The sequence below is a fragment of the Streptomyces sp. NPDC096012 genome (genome assembly GCF_040426375.1).
Taxonomy (GTDB): Bacteria; Actinomycetota; Actinomycetes; order Streptomycetales; family Streptomycetaceae; genus Streptomyces.
The window spans coordinates 65,247-81,745 of the sequence record NZ_JBEOTD010000002.1 but is presented as its reverse complement, the minus strand read 5'-3'; the positions used below and the strand labels follow the sequence as shown (position 1 = coordinate 81,745).

The following is a 16,499-nucleotide window of genomic DNA, read 5'->3' as shown; positions in this document are numbered from 1 at the left end:
CATGGCCGGTGGCTCCCCCGCCCCGGGGACCGCAGGGCCGGTGTTTCGCACCGCCTGACGGCCATGGTCGGTGTTTCCGTACCGCATGACCGCCCTGGCCGGCGCTTCCGCGCACCCTGCGACGGACAGGTCCGCGGGGCGGGGCCGGCAGGACATACTCGGGGGATGACCGACAACGCCCCCGGCGCGACCGGGACCGCCGTGCCGTACGACGCCGTCGTGCCGGCCGGTGGTGCCGCCCGGCGGCTCGGCGGCGCCGACAAGCCCGGCGTGCGCGTCGGCGGCCGCGCACTGCTCGACCGGGTGCTCGCGGCCTGCGCGGGCGCCCGTACGACCGTCGTCGTGGCCGCACCCCGGCCCACCGCACGGCCGGTGCACTGGGCGCGCGAGGACCCGCCCGGCGCCGGACCGGTCGCCGCACTGGACGCAGGACTGAGGCTCACCGCGGCCGAGTACGCCGTGGTCCTCTCCGCGGACCTGCCCTTCCTCGAACAGAACACGGTGACACGCCTGTTGACGTCCCTGGTGGACTCCGGGGTCGACGGCGCGCTGCTCACCGACGCGGAGGGCCGGGACCAGCCGCTCGTGGCCGCCTACCGCACCGCCGCACTCCGCCGCGAGCTGACCGCCCTCGCCGCCGCGCACGACGGCCTGGCCGGACTGCCTCTGCGCCGGCTGACCGGCGCCCTCCAACTCACCCGCGTCCCGGACCCGCTCGCGTCGTTCGACTGCGACACCTGGGACGACATCGCCGACGCCAGGGCACGCATCAGGGAGCATGGGCACGTGTTGGATGAATGGATCACCGCAGTCAAGGATGAACTGGGCATCGAACTGGACGTCGACACCGGCGCCCTGCTCGACCTCGCCCGGGACGCCGCCCACGGTGTGGCCCGGCCGGCCGCCCCCCTGACCACCTTCCTCGTCGGCTACGCCGCGGCCCGGGCCGGGGGAGGCCCCGAAGCCGTGACGGAGGCCGCCCGCAAGGCCGCCGCACTGGCCCTACGGTGGGAGGAAGAGAACGACGGGGGCACGACGGGCAAGAGCGGGGGCCCCAGTGCCCCGGACGCCGGATGACCGCCCCCGGAGCCCAGGCCGGGTCCCCCGCCGCGGACAGCGACGACCTCGATGTCGAGGAGGCCCTGGCCCTGGTGAGGGAACCCAAGGACGACGGCACCACCACCCCCGCCCCCAGGGGCGAACCGGCGGCCGGCGCAGTCGGGGGGCACGAGCGGCACCGGGCCACCCCCTGGCCGCAGGCCCGCGAGATCGCCGCCCGCGCCGCGCGGTCCGGCGCCCGTCGCGCGCCCGTGTCCGTGCCGCTCGGTGACGCCCTGGGGCTGGCGCTGGCCGCTCCCCTGGACGCCCTCACCGACCTGCCCTCCTTCGACACCTCCGCGATGGACGGCTGGGCGGTCGCCGGCCCCGGCCCCTGGGAGGTGCGCGCGGAAGGCGTCCTCGCCGGGCACGCGCAGCCCGAGCCGCTCACCGACGGCGAGGCGGTCCGCATCGCGACCGGGGCCCGCATCCCCGCCGACACCACCGCCGTCCTGCGTACCGAGCACGGCCGCTCGGACGCCCAGGGCAGGCTGCACGCCACGCGCGACATGGAGCACGGGCAGGACATCCGCCCGCGCGGACAGGAGTGCCGCAGCGGTGACCAGCTGCTGCCCGTCGGCACCCTGATCACCCCGGCCGTACTGGGCCTGGCAGCGGCGGCCGGGTACGACACCGTCACCGCCGTACCGCGCCCGCGCGTCGAAGTGCTCGTACTCGGCGACGAGTTGCTGACCGAGGGCCTTCCGCACGACGGGCTGATCCGGGACGCGCTCGGCCCCATGCTGCCGCCCTGGCTGCGCGCGCTCGGTGCCGAGGTCGTGGCGGTCCGCCGGATCGGCGACGATGCCCGGGCCCTGCGCAAGGCGGTCACCGGCTCCGACGCCGACCTGATCGTCACCACCGGCGGCACCGCCGCCGGACCCGTCGACCATGTGCACCCCATCCTGGAACGGATCGGCGCCGAACTCCTCGTCGACGGCGTCAAGGTGCGCCCCGGCCACCCCATGCTGCTCGCCCGCATCGAGAGCAACCAGCACCTCGTCGGCCTGCCCGGGAACCCCCTCGCGGCCGTCTCCGGTCTGCTCACCCTCGCCGAGCCGCTGCTGCGGACCCTCGCCGCGCATCCCGCCCAGGAGCCGTACCTGCTGCCGCTCAAGGAGGCGGTGCAGGGGCACCCGTACGACACCCGGCTCGTCCCCGTGGTGCTGCGCGGTGACCGTGCCCTGCCGCTGCACTACAACGGCCCGGCCATGCTCCGCGGTATCGCGGCCGCCGACGCGCTGGCCGTCGTACCGCCGGGCGGGGCCCGGCAGGGCGAGGAGGCGGAACTGCTCGACCTGCCGTGGGCGGCCGCCGGAATCGGGGTGTGTTTCACGTGAAACTTCCGGGCCATGACGCCATAGCCCGCCAAGCGGACGAACACCTGGTTGCCCATCGGGTGAAACTCCCGAGGAAAGTGGTGGAACAGCCGATCCGCCAGGTCGTCAAACGGCTGGTCATGGCCCTCGCAGTGCTGGTCGCCACCGCGCTGATCGTCTATGCCGACCGCGAGGGCTACAACGACAACTCCGACGGCTCGGTCGACCTGCTCGACGCGTTCTACTACGCGACCGTCACCCTCTCCACCACCGGATACGGCGACATCACCCCGGTGAGCGACGGTGCCCGGCTCACCAACATCTTCGTCATCACGCCCTTGCGCGTGCTGTTCCTGATCATCCTGGTCGGCACCACGCTGGAGGTCCTCACCGAACGCACCCGGGAGGAATGGCGCCTGAACCGCTGGAGGTCCACCTTGCGCGATCACACCGTCGTCGTCGGCTTCGGGACCAAGGGCCGGTCGGCGATCCAGACCGTCTGCGCGACCGGCCTGAAGAGGGAGCAGGTGGTCGTCGTCGACCCCAGTTCCAAGGCGATCGACGCGGCCACCGCGGAGGGTTACGCGGGGGTCGTGGGCGACGCCACCCGCAGTGAGGTGCTCAAGCGGGCCGAAGTGCACAAGGCGCGGCAGATCATCGTCGCACCGCAGCGGGACGACACGTCGGTCCTCGTCACCCTGACCGCCCGCCAGATCAACCGCACCGCGAAGATCGTGGCCGCCGTCCGTGAGGAGGAGAACGCCCCGCTGCTCAAGCAGTCCGGCGCCGACGCCGTCATCACCAGCTCCGGCGCGGCCGGCCGGCTGCTCGGCCTCTCGGTGCTCAGCCCCGCGGCCGGCATGGTCATGGAGGACCTGATCCAGCAGGGCAGCGGCCTGGACATGGTGGAACGTCCGGTCGTCCGCGGCGAAGTGGGCAAGAAGCCGCGCGAGACGGAGGACCTCGTCGTCAGCGTCGTCCGCGGGCACCGGGTGCTCGGCTACGACGATCCGTCCGTCGGCACGCTCCAGTTGACCGACCGCCTGATCACCATCGTGCGCGCCTCTCCCGGCGCCCAGGTCACCCCCGACAGCCGGCCGCTGTCCCACGACTGACGGAACGTCCCTCACCTCGCTGCCGGCCAGCTGCCACCTCGCTGACGAGACGTCATCGACGCTGCTGGCGGGAGGACGTGACGTCGTGGACGGGACACGTCCTGGCGTCGTCGACGCGATGCCCCCGACATCCGGGTCCGTACGAGGTGCCCTCGCCTCCGGGTGTGTGCGGGGACGCCCTCGACATCCTGGCGTGTGTGGGGCTGCACCGGTGACGGCAGCAGCGGGGAGTAGCGTCGCGTACATGCATGCGATCACGATTCCCGAACCTGGTGGTCCCGAGGCACTCGTGTGGACGGAGGTCCCCGATCCCGTGCCCGGCGAGGGCGAGGTGCTGGTCGAGGTGGTGGCCAGCGCCGTCAACCGTGCCGACGTCCTGCAGCGGCAGGGCTTCTACAACCCCCCACCCGGCGCCTCCCCCTACCCCGGACTGGAGTGCTCCGGCAGGATCGCCGCGCTCGGCCCCGGGGTCTCCGGCTGGTCCGTCGGTGACGAGGTGTGCGCGCTGCTCGCGGGCGGCGGTTACGCCGAGAAGGTCGCGGTGCCGGCCGGGCAGCTGCTGCCCGTGCCCGAGGGCATCGACCTCAAGCAGGCGGCCGCCCTGCCCGAGGTGGTCTGCACCGTGTGGTCCAACGTGTTCATGATCGCCCATCTGCGCCCCGGCGAGACTCTGCTGGTGCACGGCGGGTCCAGCGGCATCGGCACCATGGCGATCCAGCTCGCCAAGGCCGTCGGCGCCAAGGTCGCGGTGACCGCCGGGACCAAGGAGAAGCTGGAGTACTGCGCCGAACTGGGCGCGGACATCCTCGTCAACTACCGCGAGCAGGACTTCGTCGCCGAGATCCAGCGGGCCACCGACGGGGCGGGCGCCGACGTCATCCTCGACAACATGGGCGCCAAGTACCTGGACCGCAACGTCCAGACCCTCGCCGTCAACGGGCGCCTCGCCATCATCGGCATGCAGGGCGGTGCCAAGGGCGAACTGAACATCGGCACCCTGCTGAGCAAGCGGGCCGCGATCAGCGCCACCTCGCTGCGCGCCCGCCCACTGGAGGAGAAGGCGGCCATCGTGGCGGCCGTGCGCGAGCACGTGTGGCCGCTGGTCGCCGCCGGGCGGGTCCGCCCGGTCGTGGACCGCGAGCTGCCGATGCCGGAGGCGGCCGAGGCGCACCGCGTGCTGGAGGCGAGCGACCACATCGGCAAGGTGCTGCTGGTCGTGCCGGAACGGAAGGCCGGAACGGAGGACCGGGGCGGAACGCCGTAACGGAACGCTGTGGTGGAGCCGCCCCAGCGGAGCGCCGTGACGGGACGCTGGGGCGGTTCGGCTCCTGCGGAGCGTGGTGGCGGGATGCCGGGGCGGTTCGGCTCCTGCGGAGCGTCGTGAGGGGATGCCGGGGCGGGTCAGCTCCTGCGGAGCCGGAGGCCGAGGAAGGCCAGTCCGAGGCCCAGGCCGATCAGCATCAGCCCGCTGCCCAGCGGAAGGATCTGGAGGACCGGCTCGGCCGGGGCTCCGCCCTGCTGTACGGGCTGCTCGGCGCCGGTCGGCGTCGTGGGGCTCGCGGGATCGAGACCGGCCTCCTCGGCCGGCGGCAGGGTTCCCGATGTCCCGTCCGGGGCGTCCGCGGTCTCCGGTTCGTCCGGCTGGCCGGCGTCGGTGCCGGGCGCCTCGCCGGGCACGGTGTCGTCGTCGCCCTGCACGCCGTCCGGACGTCCCGGCCGCATGCGCCCCTCACCGGCCCGGCTCCCCGCGCGCGACGGCTCCTCGGCGGGGCGCGAGGGACGGGGATCGGAAGGGTGGAGGCCGGAGGGCCGGGCCGAGGAGGAGGCGGAGGCGGAGGCGGACGGTACCGGGAGGACCCAGGGAGCGGTGAACCCCTGCTGGGGCTGCCAGTGGTCCGGACGGGCCGAGTGCGGGTCCCCGGGGTGGACCGGGCGTCCGGGATCCGCGTGAACCGGGCGTCCGGGGTCCGCGTGCACCGGGTTCACGGGGTCCGCTTCGATCGGCCGGCCGGGGTTTGGTTGGTCCGGGCCTCTGGCGGTGCCTGGGCGCCCGGCAGGGGGCGCGGCGGCGCGGGCGAGCGCGGTGCCGGCGGTGACAGCGGTGACGGCGGCGCAGACCGCCGACGCCGCCACGCATATGAGCAGCAGCCGTACGCCGCGAAGCGTGAGTCGCAGCCATGGGAACACGTCGGTGACCTCCCGGAACCAAATGCGGTGATCGATGGATGACCGACGGGAACAAGCCTCACATTCGGCGCCTGTCCGGGCATTCCGGGTTGGGCCGACCGGTGTAGGAGGTGGATCAGCCCCGCAGGGGGGCAGGACGGTGATGAGGTGTACGCGTGCGAGAGAATGGCGGCATGGAGATGCCGAGGAACGAACGGTCGCCGGAGAATCCCCAGATCCTCGTCGTGGGTCAGGACGGGATGGCACTCGGCGGCGACGAGGACTCCCGCGAGATCCCGGTGACCGAGCAGGTGGAACAGCCTGCCAAGGTCATGCGGATCGGCAGCATGATCAAGCAGTTGCTGGAGGAGGTACGCGTCGCCCCCCTGGACGAGGCCAGCCGAGTGCGGCTGAAGGAGATCCATGCCAGCTCGGTGAAGGAGCTGGAGGACGGCCTGGCCCCGGAGCTGGTCGAGGAACTGGAGCGGCTGTCCCTGCCGTTCACCGATGACGCCACTCCGACCGATGCGGAGCTGCGCATCGCCCAGGCGCAGTTGGTGGGCTGGCTGGAGGGCCTCTTCCACGGCATCCAGACCACGCTGTTCGCCCAGCAGATGGCCGCTCGGGCGCAGTTGGAGCAGATGCGCCGCGCGCTCCCGCCGGGCGTGGGCGGTCCCGAGGGCGGCGACGACCCCCGCACCGGCGGCCGCTCGGGCGGTCCGTACCTGTAGACCCGTCCACCCCTACTCGACGACACGGCAGGTGAAAGGGCCCGGCGGAGACCGCCGGGCCCTTTCACGCGCGCGGCCCCGGTCACCGGGGCTCGGCTCACCTGTGCACGGCCCCGGTCACCGGGGCTCGCCTCATCGGCGTACGGCTCCGGTCACTGGGGCTCGCCCGTCGAGACGCTCAGCTCGATCTTGACGTTCTTGGGGTCGACGTCCGTCCCCTGGGAGGGGAACTGGTCGATGACGGTGCCCTCGCCCCAGGTGTTCTCGTTCACCTTCTTCGTGTCCGTGGACCAGCCGGCGGCCTGCAGGCACTCCTTCACGGAGTTGATGTCCTTGTAGCGGAAGTCGGGCAGCCGGATCTTCTTGGGGTCGTCGTACGACTCGTCCGGATCCGAGCACTTCGCGCTGTCGATCCGGCGGGAGGTGTCGGGACCGCGGTAACCGGCCCCGTGGGAGGTGACCGCCGAGGCGCTCGAGCCACCGCTGCCGCCCCCCTCGCTCCCCCCGTTGTTCCGCAGCGCCAGCGCGACGACCACCCCGGCGATCACGACGAGCGCCACCACGGCCGAACCGATGATCACCGGCTTGCTGCTCCTGCCGCCGCCACCGGAGGGGTGTGCGCCCGGCTGGGGCGAGATCGTGTACGGCGGCGGGGTCGCGGCGGCCTGCGGGCCGTAACCGGCCGGCGGCGTCTGGTAGCCGCCCTGCTGCGGGTAGCCGTAGGCCGGGGCGGGCGCGGGGGTCGGGGGGCCGTAGGCCTGGGGCTGGTACGGCGTCTGCACCGGGCCGGAGGGCGCCGGGGCCGTCTGGCCGACCGGCGGGAACACCGCGGAGCCGACGCCCGAGCCGCTCTGCACCGGCCCGGCGCCCGGCACGATGCTGGGCGGGGCCGCCTGGAGGGAGGCGGCGACGCGCAGGCACTCGTCCCGCATGGACTCGGCGGTCGGGAAACGCTCGTTCGGGTTCTTCTTCAGCGCGCGGGCGACCAGCGCGTCCACCGCGGGCGGCAGTGCGCGGTTGATCGAGGAGGGGGCCACCGGCTCCTCCTGCACATGCGCGTACGCGATCGCCAGCGGGGAGTCGGCGTCGAACGGCAGCCGCCCGGTGACCAGCTGGAACAGCATGATGCCGACCGAGTACAGGTCGGAGCGGGCGTCCACGGCGCGGCCGAGTGCCTGCTCGGGGGAGAGGTACTGCGGGGTGCCGACGACCATGCCCGTCTGGGTCATCGAGGTGACGCCGGACTGCATGGCGCGGGCGATGCCGAAGTCCATGACCTTCACGACGGCGCGCTTGGTCATCATCACGTTGCCCGGCTTGATGTCCCGGTGGACCAGCCCCATCTCGTGGCTGATCTCCAGTGCCGCGAGCACGTCGGCGGTGATCTTCAGCGCCTTGTCGGCGGGCATCGCGCCGTATTGACGGATGTCCTCGTCCAGGACGGAACCCAGCGGCCGGCCCTCGACGTACTCCATGACGATGTACGGAGTCGCCAGACCGCCGAGGTCGTCCTCGCCGGTGTCGAAGACGGAGACGATGTTGGTGTGCGTGAGCTTGGCCACGGCCTGGGCCTCGCGGCGGAAGCGCTCACGGAAGGCCTGTTCCCGGCCCAGTTCGGTGTGCAGGGTCTTGATCGCGACCTGGCGGTCGAGCACGGCGTCGTACGCCAGGTGCACCGAGGCCATGCCGCCCTCGCCGAGCAAGTCGCGCAGCTGATAGCGGCCACCGGCCAGTGCCTGCCCCGAGTACCGGCCGTGCGCGCCGTCCTGGCTCATCTCTCCGCGTCCCCCACTGGCCGTCCGGCGCCCTCGCCCAGCGGACAGGCCTTGATCGAATGTGTCATTCCCGGCCAAGTCTGCCCGAGGGCACTGACACGTCAAGCTCGGTGCCCGTTCCGTGACCGTACGCGAAAGAAGCGTCGCGGAAGCGTTACGCCGGGCGTGCGCCAGAGGCACAGAATTTGCACGAGAGCGCGTGCTGGAGGTTTCATGGCCGGTCCGTCTCAGTCCGGTCCCGGTTCCGGATCCGGACCGGAGGCCACCGTGGAGGCTGTAGCGTGGCCGACGGAGACCCGTGACAACACCGCGCGCACCGCGGGCAGAAACGACGGCGAGGACCGATGGCACAGACGCACAGCGCCCAGGGCCCGTCCGACCCCGAGGCGACTGGCGGCGGCATGTCAGACACGCCGGAGATGTGGGGCAACGGAGGGCTCGTCGGCGACGGCCGGTACCGGCTCACGCACCGGCTCGGCCGGGGCGGTATGGCCGAGGTGTTCGCGGCCGAGGACGTCCGTCTGGGCCGTACGGTCGCGGTCAAGCTGCTCCGTGCCGACCTCGCCGAGGACCCGGTCTCCAAGGCCCGCTTCACGCGCGAGGCGCAGTCGGTCGCCGGCCTCAACCACCACGCGATCGTCGCCGTGTACGACTCCGGCGAGGACTACGTGGGCGGCCAGTCCGTGCCGTACATCGTGATGGAGCTGGTCGAGGGCCGCACCATCCGCGACCTGCTGATGAACGCCGAGGCGCCGGGCCCCGAGCAGGCCCTGATCATCGTCTCCGGCGTGCTGGAGGCGCTCGCCTACTCGCACCAGCACGGCATCGTGCACCGCGACATCAAGCCGGCCAACGTCATCATCACCGACACCGGCGCCGTGAAGGTCATGGACTTCGGTATCGCCCGCGCCCTGCACGGCGCGTCCACGACGATGACGCAGACCGGCATGGTCATGGGCACCCCGCAGTACCTCTCCCCGGAGCAGGCGCTCGGCAAGGCCGTCGACCACCGCTCCGACCTGTACGCGACCGGCTGCCTGCTGTACGAACTCCTCGCCCTGCGACCGCCGTTCACCGGCGAGACGCCGCTGTCGGTGGTCTACCAGCACGTCCAGGACATCCCGAACCCGCCCTCCGGTGTCTCCGACGGCTGCCCTCCCGAGCTGGACGGCCTGGTCATGCGCTCCCTCGCCAAGGAGCCCGACGACCGGTTCCAGACGGCCGAGGAGATGCGCGGCCTGGTCCAGTACGGCCTGCAGATGCTGTACGACCAGGGCGGCCACACCGGCACCTGGAACACGGGCCCGGTGGAGGCGCACGGCGGCCGCCACACCCCGGCCGCCGGTTTCGCCGGCACGACCGCCATGCAGCACACCGGTGACTTCGGTGCGGGCACCGCGCAGATCCCGCAGCCGATACTGCCTTCCGGGTACGGCAACGGCGACGACGGCGGTTTCGAGGGGCACGGCAACAAGGGCAGCGGCCGCGGCAAGATGTGGATCCTCGCCGTCCTCGCGGTCATCGCGATCACGGCGGGTGTCGCGCTGGCGCTCAAGGGCGCGGGCGGCGGGGGCGGCGGGGGCGGTACCGACACGAAGCCGACGACGACGCACTCCAAGAACACGAAGGACCACTCGCCCTCCGCGAAGCCCTCCGACGCCAAGACCGAGCAGCCCTCGGGCACCTCGACCCAGGACAGCTCGAACTCCGGGGGCGCCGGCGCCCAGTGGCCTCCCTCCTACACGCCGTCGTACACGCCGTCGCACTCGGCCAGTTCCGATCCGAGCGAACAGCCGTCCGAGCCGCAGACCTCGCCGTCCCAGCCCACGGACCCGGCGGCCGGCGGCACGGGCACGGGTGCCACGGACGGCACCACCGCCGGGAACGCCACGGACGGCACCACCGCCGGGAACGCCACGGACGGCGCGGCCGCGGGAGCCGCGGCGGACGGCGGCACGGGCACCACCACCGGTGGTTGAAGGACACCCACGGCCGGTGGAACACCGTCACCCTGACCGGCTGACCGGCTGACCGGCTGACCGGCTGACCGGCTGACCGGCTGACCGGCCGGGCCCTGTAACCCGCGGGCCCGGCTGACCCGCGGGCCCGGCCGAGGTCCGTCCAGCGGACGAACGCGTCTCGGTGGACGGTCTGGTCGCGGTCGGCGACCGCGTCCGGGCGGGCGGTCGGGTATCCGCGGATGACGTCGGGTATCGGCGGATGGCGTCGGGTATCCGTGGATGATCGCGTCTCAGCCGGCGAACGCGTCGCGCACCGCGTCGTACTCGCGCGTCCACCACACCGCGAGCGCCGAGGCGGCCGGGAACTGGCAGTCCGCGCGCGTGTCGCCGCGTTGGTAGTGCCAGCGCAGCATCCAGAAGTCGTTCAGCCGCTCCCACCACACCCGGTGCACGGCCGCCGCCAGTTCCGAGGGCGAGGCACGGGCCGCACGCCGGTACGCGCGCGCGTAAGCCCGCGCTTTCGGCAGGTCCAGCGCCCCCGCGGGCGTGACGAAGAAGATCGCGGCGGCGCGTACGGCCTCCTCGGCGCGGGGCTGCACACCGAGCCGGTCCCAGTCGACGATGGCCGCCGGGGCGTCGTCCTTGTAGAGCAGGTTGAACGGGTGGAAGTCGCCGTGCACCCAGCCCACCGAGTCCCCGCGCGGCGGGCGCCGGCCCGCGTGCTGCTCCAGCAGTGCGCGGCGTTCCACGAGACGGTGCCGGGCCAGTTCGTCGAAGGCGTCGGCGGGGCGGTGGCGGCGGACGTGGGCGAGCAGCTCGTCGATGAGGGCGAAGGTGTCGGCCGGGTCGGCGCTCTCCACGGGATGGGGGCTCGTGGCCGGGCGGGTGCGCCCCTTGGGGGGCATCACGCGCTCCAGACAGGCGTGCACGGCGCCCAGGAGCGCCCCCAGGCATGCGCTCTCCCCGCGCGTGAGCTGGCCGCCGTGGCGGTGCCTGCCGTCGATCCAGGGGTGCAGGGCGTAGGCGTGGCCGCCGACGACGGCGACGGTCCGGCCCTCGCGGTGCGCGAGCGGCGGGGCGACCGGGACGCCGAGGTCGGCCAGTCGCTGGGTGGCCCGGTGCCGGCGTTCGATGGCGGCCGGATCGGCGGTGTCGGGGTCGAAGTGGTGCTTGAGGAAGTAGCGGCCGCGGGTGGTGCGCAGCCGGTAGCCGCGGTTCAGCAGGCCCTGGTCGACCGGTTCACAGGTGAGGGCTCTGCCGGCGGCGTACAGGCGTAACAGGGCGCCCAGAGGGGGCGCATGGGTCATGAGGGGTGGTACACAAGAGCGCGGCACGCGGCAGATGTTAGGGCAAGAAAAGCCGCTGTGAGCTGGGCGTTGTCACAGCCAGTCGCCGTCGATCGCATTCGGTCACAGGGAGCACCGTCACGAACCGCGGTACGGCCGCGACGGCGGTCATCGGCCCGTCGAGGCGCTGCCCCGGCCCGAGGTCGTCGGCTCGGCCTGGCGAGGTGCTGCCTCGGCCCGAGGTCGTCGGCTCGGCCCGTCGAGGTGCTGCCTCGGCCCGAGGTCGTCGGCTCGGCCCGGCGAGGTGGCTCGGCCCGTGCGGTGCCGGGCGACCGGCGCGGAGACGCTGCTGGTGCCGGGCGCGACGCTCGGCTCGGCCCGGCGAGGTGCTGCCCCGGCCCGAGGTCGTCGGCTCGGCCCGGCGAGGTGGCGAGGATGTCGGAGGCCTGAGGTGGCGAGGATGTCGGAGGCCGCGGGCGTGTTCGAGGCCGCTCGCCGCTCGTTGGGGACGGCTCGACGTCGCCCACCGGGGATGTTCGATGACCTTGCCGGGATTCCGCAAAGGCCCGCAGGGAATTCGCGGACCCGGCGAACAATGCGCCCCCGCCGGTTTTGTCCGGCCCGCTATCCGCCACCCCTATGCGTCGCTCCCCCCGCCGAAGGCCGCCGGTTTTCCGGCCTGCGTGCGGGCGACATAAGCGGCCGTCCGGGAGCGGCGCCGCATACCGAGCTCGGCCAGCAGGCCGGAATCATAGTTCTTGATCGTCTTTTCCGCCGGGTACGGCCGCTCACCTATCCGGCGGCCGGTGAGGCCTTCGCCGATCGGCTCGGCGGACCGGCTTGCCCTCCGAGCGGATCTCCCGGCGCACACCTCGGCCCCGCCGCTGTCCGGCAACCCCACGTCCGGCACCGCCACGTCCGGCCGGGTGACCGGAATCCGCACGGGCGCGTCGGCCGCCGTACCGGCCTCGCCGGCGCCCCCGACAGCCGCGCCGGCGAGGCGTCGCGCGGGCACCTGGGCGGACGACCCCGTGGTCGCCGAGGAGAAATACCCGGATTCTCCGTTTTCGCCGCACGGATCGGTCTCGCACGCGAACTCTTCCAATGACCTGGGTGGCCGGGATAACGTGCGGTAGCTCCGGCCCACAGCAAGGCTGTGACCAGCACCCTTGTGCACCTTCTCGATTTACTTGGAAATCCAAGCAAAATCGCAGGTCAGGTGGGGTTTCACAGAATTGTGAAGCACTGGGTAACGTGTTGGTTGCAGGGCGCTCGCCGGGGCACCTGTCACGCCTGTTCCGGCCGAGTGGCACCCACCCCGTGCCCGGTGGTCGAGAACAGGTGAGCCGCACTGGCCTACCGGCAACCCCGGGGGCCGGAACGACGGAGGAGCACACGTGACCGTGGACAGCAGTGCCGCGCGCAAGCCGCGACGCAGCGCCGCAGGCAAGGCCGGCACCACCGGCAGCAAGACCGGCTCGACCGGCGAAGCGACCGGTGCCAAGCGCACCACCCGCACCACTCGGGGCGCCGCCCGCAAGAGCACCGACCCCCAGCTCGTGCAGCTTCTGACGCCCGAGGGCAAGCGGGTCAAGAACACCGAGTACGACGGTTACGTCGCCGGCATCACTCCGGAAGACCTGCGCGGTCTGTACCGCGACATGGTGCTCACCCGCCGCTTCGACGCCGAGGCCACCGCCCTGCAGCGCCAGGGCGAGCTGGGCCTGTGGGCCTCGCTGCTGGGCCAGGAGGCCGCGCAGATCGGCTCCGGCCGGGCCACCCGCGAGGACGACTACGTCTTCCCGACCTACCGCGAGCACGGCGTCGCCTGGTGCCGCGGGGTCGACCCGACGAACCTGCTCGGCATGTTCCGCGGCGTGAACAACGGCGGCTGGGACCCGAACGGCAACAACTTCCACCTGTACACGATCGTCATCGGCTCCCAGACGCTGCACGCCACCGGCTACGCGATGGGCATCACCAAGGACGGCGCGGACTCGGCCGTCATCGCCTACTTCGGTGACGGCGCGTCCAGCCAGGGCGACGTGGCCGAATCGTTCACCTTCTCCGCGGTCTACAACGCCCCCGTGGTCTTCTTCTGCCAGAACAACCAGTGGGCGATCTCCGAGCCCACCGAGAAGCAGAGCCGCGTGCCGCTCTACCAGCGTGCGCAGGGCTTCGGCTTCCCGGGCGTGCGGGTCGACGGCAACGACGTCCTGGCCTGCCTGGCGGTCACCCGGTGGGCGCTGGAGCGCGCCCGCAACGGCGAGGGCCCCACCCTGGTGGAGGCGTACACCTACCGCATGGGCGCCCACACCACCTCCGACGACCCCACCCGCTACCGGGGCGACGAGGAGCGGGCCGCCTGGGAGGCGAAGGACCCGATCCTGCGGCTCCGCCGGTACCTGGAGGCCTCAAACCACACGGACGACGGATTCTTCGCGGAACTCGAGGAAGAGTCCGAGGCGTTGGGCAAGCGAGTGCGCGAAGCGGTCCGCGCCATGCCCGACCCGGACCGCTTCGCCATCTTCGAGAACGTGTACGCGGACGGGCACGCGCTCGTCGACGAGGAGCGAGCGCAGTTCGCCGCCTACCAGGCGTCGTTCGCCGATGCTGAAGGGGGTCGTTGAGATGGCCGAGAAGATGGCGATGGCCAAGGCCATCAACGAGTCGCTGCGCCGCGCCCTGGACACCGACCCCAAGGTCCTGGTCATGGGCGAGGACGTCGGCAAGCTCGGCGGTGTCTTCCGGGTGACGGACGGCCTGCAGAAGGACTTCGGCGAGAGCCGGGTCATCGACACCCCGCTGGCGGAGTCCGGCATCGTCGGCACCGCGATCGGTCTCGCCCTGCGCGGCTACCGCCCGGTGGTGGAGATCCAGTTCGACGGCTTCGTCTTCCCGGCCTACGACCAGATCGTCACCCAGCTCGCCAAGATGCACGCCCGCTCGCTGGGCAAGGTGAAGATGCCGGTCGTCGTGCGCATTCCCTACGGCGGCGGCATCGGCGCGGTCGAGCACCACTCCGAGTCCCCCGAGGCACTGTTCGCGCACGTGGCCGGCCTGAAGGTGGTCTCTCCGTCGAACGCGTCGGATGCGTACTGGATGATGCAGCAGGCCATCCAGAGCGACGACCCCGTGATCTACTTCGAGCCCAAGCGCCGGTACTGGGACAAGGGTGAGGTCGACTTCGAGGCCATCCCCGCCCCGCTCCACAAGGCCCAGGTGGTCCGCGAGGGCACCGACCTCACCCTGGCCGCCTACGGCCCGATGGTGAAGCTGTGCCAGGAGGTCGCCGCCGCGGCCGCCGAGGAGGGCAAGTCCCTGGAGGTCCTGGACCTGCGCTCGATCTCGCCCCTCGACTTCGACTCCGTCCAGGCGTCGGTGGAGAAGACCCGCCGCCTGGTCGTGGTCCACGAGGCGCCGGTGTTCCTCGGCTCCGGCGCGGAGATCGCGGCCCGGATCACCGAGCGCTGCTTCTACCACCTGGAGGCCCCGGTGCTCCGGGTCGGCGGCTACCACGCGCCGTACCCGCCGGCGCGCCTGGAGGAGGAGTACCTGCCGGACCTGGACCGCGTGCTCGACGCCGTCGACCGCTCGCTGGCGTACTGAGGAGAGGGTCGTGACGACGATGACGGAAACGTCCGTGCGCGAGTTCAAGATGCCGGACGTCGGCGAGGGGCTCACCGAGGCCGAGATCCTCAAGTGGTACGTCCAGCCGGGTGACACGGTGACCGACGGACAGGTGGTGTGCGAGGTCGAGACCGCGAAGGCGGCCGTCGAACTCCCCATCCCCTACGACGGCGTGGTCAGTGAGCTGCGCTTCCCCGAAGGCACCACGGTGGACGTGGGCACGGCCATCATCACGGTGGACGTGTCGGGCGGCGCGGCGGCCCAGGCACCCGCCGGGCAGCCGCAGGCGGCACCCGAGGTGCCCGCCCAGCCCCAGGTGCCCGCCCAGCCGGGCGAGGAGCCGAAGAAGGAGGCCCGCCAGCCGGTCCTCGTCGGCTACGGCGTCTCCACCTCCGCCACCAAGCGCCGCCCGCGCAAGGGTGCCGAGGCCACCGCCCCGGCACCGGCCCAGGCGATCCAGGCCGAGCTGAACGGCCACACCCCCGCCCCCGTCGCGGACAGGGCCCGCCCCCTGGCCAAGCCGCCGGTGCGCAAGCTGGCCAAGGACCTCGGCGTGGACCTGGCCACGATCACCCCGTCCGGCGCGGACGGGGTCATCACCCGCGAGGACGTCCACGCGGCGGCCACGCCCGCGGTCGCTCCCGCGCCCGCGACGGAGGCTCCCGCCGCGGCCCGTCCGGCCCCGGCGCCGGCCGTGACCCACGACGGTGCGCGCGAGACGCGCGTCCCGGTCAAGGGCGTCCGCAAGGCGACGGCGGCGGCGATGGTCGGTTCGGCGTTCACGGCCCCGCACGTGACGGAGTTCGTGACGGTCGACGTGACCCGCACCATGAAGCTCGTCGAGGAGCTGAAGCAGGACAAGGAGATGCAGGGCCTGCGGGTGAACCCGCTGCTGCTCGTCGCCAAGGCCCTGCTGGTCGCCATCAAGCGCAACCCGGACGTCAACGCGTCCTGGGACGAGGCGAACCAGGAGATCGTGCTCAAGCACTACGTCAACCTGGGCATCGCCGCGGCCACTCCCCGCGGTCTGATCGTGCCGAACATCAAGGACGCCCACGCCAAGACGCTGCCGCAACTGGCCCAGTCGCTGGGCGAGCTGGTCTCGACGGCGCGCGAGGGCAGGACCTCGCCGGCCGCGATGCAGGGCGGCACGGTGACCATCACCAACGTGGGCGTCTTCGGCGTCGACACCGGCACGCCCATCCTCAACCCCGGCGAGTCCGCGATCCTCGCGGTCGGCGCGATCAAGCTCCAGCCCTGGGTCCACAAGGGCAAGGTCAAGCCGCGCCAGGTCACCACACTGGCACTGAGCTTCGACCACCGCCTGGTGGACGGAGAGCTGGGCTCGAAGGTGCTGGCGGACGTGGCGGCGATCCTGGAGCAGCCGAAGCGGCTGATCACCTGGGCGTGACGGGCTC

Annotated in this window: 13 protein-coding genes; 9 read left to right on the top strand and 4 right to left on the bottom strand. The window is 72.5% G+C overall.

Annotation, left to right across the window (positions count from 1 at the left end; genetic code table 11):
• The first annotated feature begins 165 nt into the window (after positions 1-165).
• The 4 genes from ABVB68_RS02740 to ABVB68_RS02725 all read left to right on the top strand — a co-directional run bounded on the left by ABVB68_RS02740 (position 166) and on the right by ABVB68_RS02725 (position 4,796).
• On the top strand, positions 166-1,077 hold the full coding sequence (locus ABVB68_RS02740) for a DUF6457 domain-containing protein (protein WP_353599221.1): 912 nt from the start codon (positions 166-168) through the stop codon (positions 1,075-1,077).
• Positions 1,074-2,438 carry a molybdopterin molybdotransferase MoeA gene (locus tag ABVB68_RS02735; RefSeq protein ID WP_353599220.1) on the top strand — a complete coding sequence of 455 codons (1,365 nt, stop codon included), beginning with the start codon at positions 1,074-1,076 and terminating at the stop codon, positions 2,436-2,438. Before ABVB68_RS02740 ends, ABVB68_RS02735 begins: the two co-directional genes overlap by 4 nt.
• Complete coding sequence (locus tag ABVB68_RS02730; protein WP_353599219.1) at positions 2,435-3,532, top strand: potassium channel family protein; 1,098 nt, start codon at positions 2,435-2,437, stop codon at positions 3,530-3,532. The genes ABVB68_RS02735 and ABVB68_RS02730 overlap by 4 nt, the downstream gene beginning before the upstream one ends.
• Before the next feature lie 244 nt (positions 3,533-3,776).
• On the top strand, positions 3,777-4,796 hold the full coding sequence (locus ABVB68_RS02725; RefSeq protein WP_353599218.1) for an NAD(P)H-quinone oxidoreductase: 1,020 nt from the start codon (positions 3,777-3,779) through the stop codon (positions 4,794-4,796).
• Between the two features lie 137 nt (positions 4,797-4,933).
• On the opposite strand, the gene ABVB68_RS02720 is transcribed toward ABVB68_RS02725, so the two are convergent.
• On the bottom strand, positions 4,934-5,254 hold the full coding sequence (locus ABVB68_RS02720) for a hypothetical protein (RefSeq protein WP_353599217.1): 321 nt from the start codon (positions 5,252-5,254) through the stop codon (positions 4,934-4,936).
• Positions 5,255-5,892: 638 nt separating this feature from the next.
• Here ABVB68_RS02720 and ABVB68_RS02715 point away from each other — a divergent pair.
• A complete protein-coding gene (locus ABVB68_RS02715) occupies positions 5,893-6,429 on the top strand; it encodes a bacterial proteasome activator family protein (RefSeq protein WP_353599216.1) in 537 nt (178 codons plus the stop codon).
• A 152-nt stretch (positions 6,430-6,581) separates the two neighbouring features.
• Here the strand turns inward: ABVB68_RS02715 and ABVB68_RS02710 are convergent, their stop codons facing one another.
• Positions 6,582-8,204, bottom strand: a complete 1,623-nt coding sequence (locus ABVB68_RS02710) for a protein kinase domain-containing protein (protein ID WP_353599215.1) — start codon at positions 8,202-8,204, stop codon at positions 6,582-6,584.
• 344 nt (positions 8,205-8,548) lie between these two features.
• Here ABVB68_RS02710 and ABVB68_RS02705 point away from each other — a divergent pair, with 344 nt between their 5' ends.
• The gene (locus ABVB68_RS02705) at positions 8,549-10,183 is read left to right on the top strand and encodes a protein kinase domain-containing protein (RefSeq protein ID WP_353599214.1); all 1,635 of its coding nucleotides are present in this window, start codon (positions 8,549-8,551) and stop codon (positions 10,181-10,183) included.
• 272 nt (positions 10,184-10,455) lie between these two features.
• On the opposite strand, the gene ABVB68_RS02700 is transcribed toward ABVB68_RS02705, so the two are convergent.
• Together ABVB68_RS02700 and ABVB68_RS02695 are read right to left on the bottom strand one after the other, a co-directional pair.
• Positions 10,456-11,472 (bottom strand): phosphotransferase, encoded by a 1,017-nt coding sequence (locus ABVB68_RS02700; protein ID WP_353599213.1) that lies wholly within the window; start codon positions 11,470-11,472, stop codon positions 10,456-10,458.
• A 616-nt stretch (positions 11,473-12,088) separates the two neighbouring features.
• Positions 12,089-12,556: a helix-turn-helix domain-containing protein gene (locus tag ABVB68_RS02695; RefSeq protein WP_503006006.1), complete on the bottom strand. Its 468-nt coding sequence runs from the start codon at positions 12,554-12,556 to the stop codon at positions 12,089-12,091.
• Between the two features lie 292 nt (positions 12,557-12,848).
• Here ABVB68_RS02695 and pdhA point away from each other — a divergent pair, with 292 nt between their 5' ends.
• The 3 genes from pdhA to ABVB68_RS02680 are packed head-to-tail and all read left to right on the top strand — an operon-like array spanning position 12,849 to position 16,492.
• Complete coding sequence (gene pdhA, locus ABVB68_RS02690; protein WP_353599212.1) at positions 12,849-14,081, top strand: pyruvate dehydrogenase (acetyl-transferring) E1 component subunit alpha; 1,233 nt, start codon at positions 12,849-12,851, stop codon at positions 14,079-14,081.
• Between the two features lies 1 nt (position 14,082).
• Positions 14,083-15,060 (top strand): alpha-ketoacid dehydrogenase subunit beta, encoded by a 978-nt coding sequence (locus ABVB68_RS02685; protein WP_353599211.1) that lies wholly within the window; start codon positions 14,083-14,085, stop codon positions 15,058-15,060.
• A 10-nt stretch (positions 15,061-15,070) separates the two neighbouring features.
• Positions 15,071-16,492 (top strand): dihydrolipoamide acetyltransferase family protein, encoded by a 1,422-nt coding sequence (locus tag ABVB68_RS02680; RefSeq protein WP_353599210.1) that lies wholly within the window; start codon positions 15,071-15,073, stop codon positions 16,490-16,492.
• The last annotated feature ends 7 nt before the right edge of the window (positions 16,493-16,499 follow it).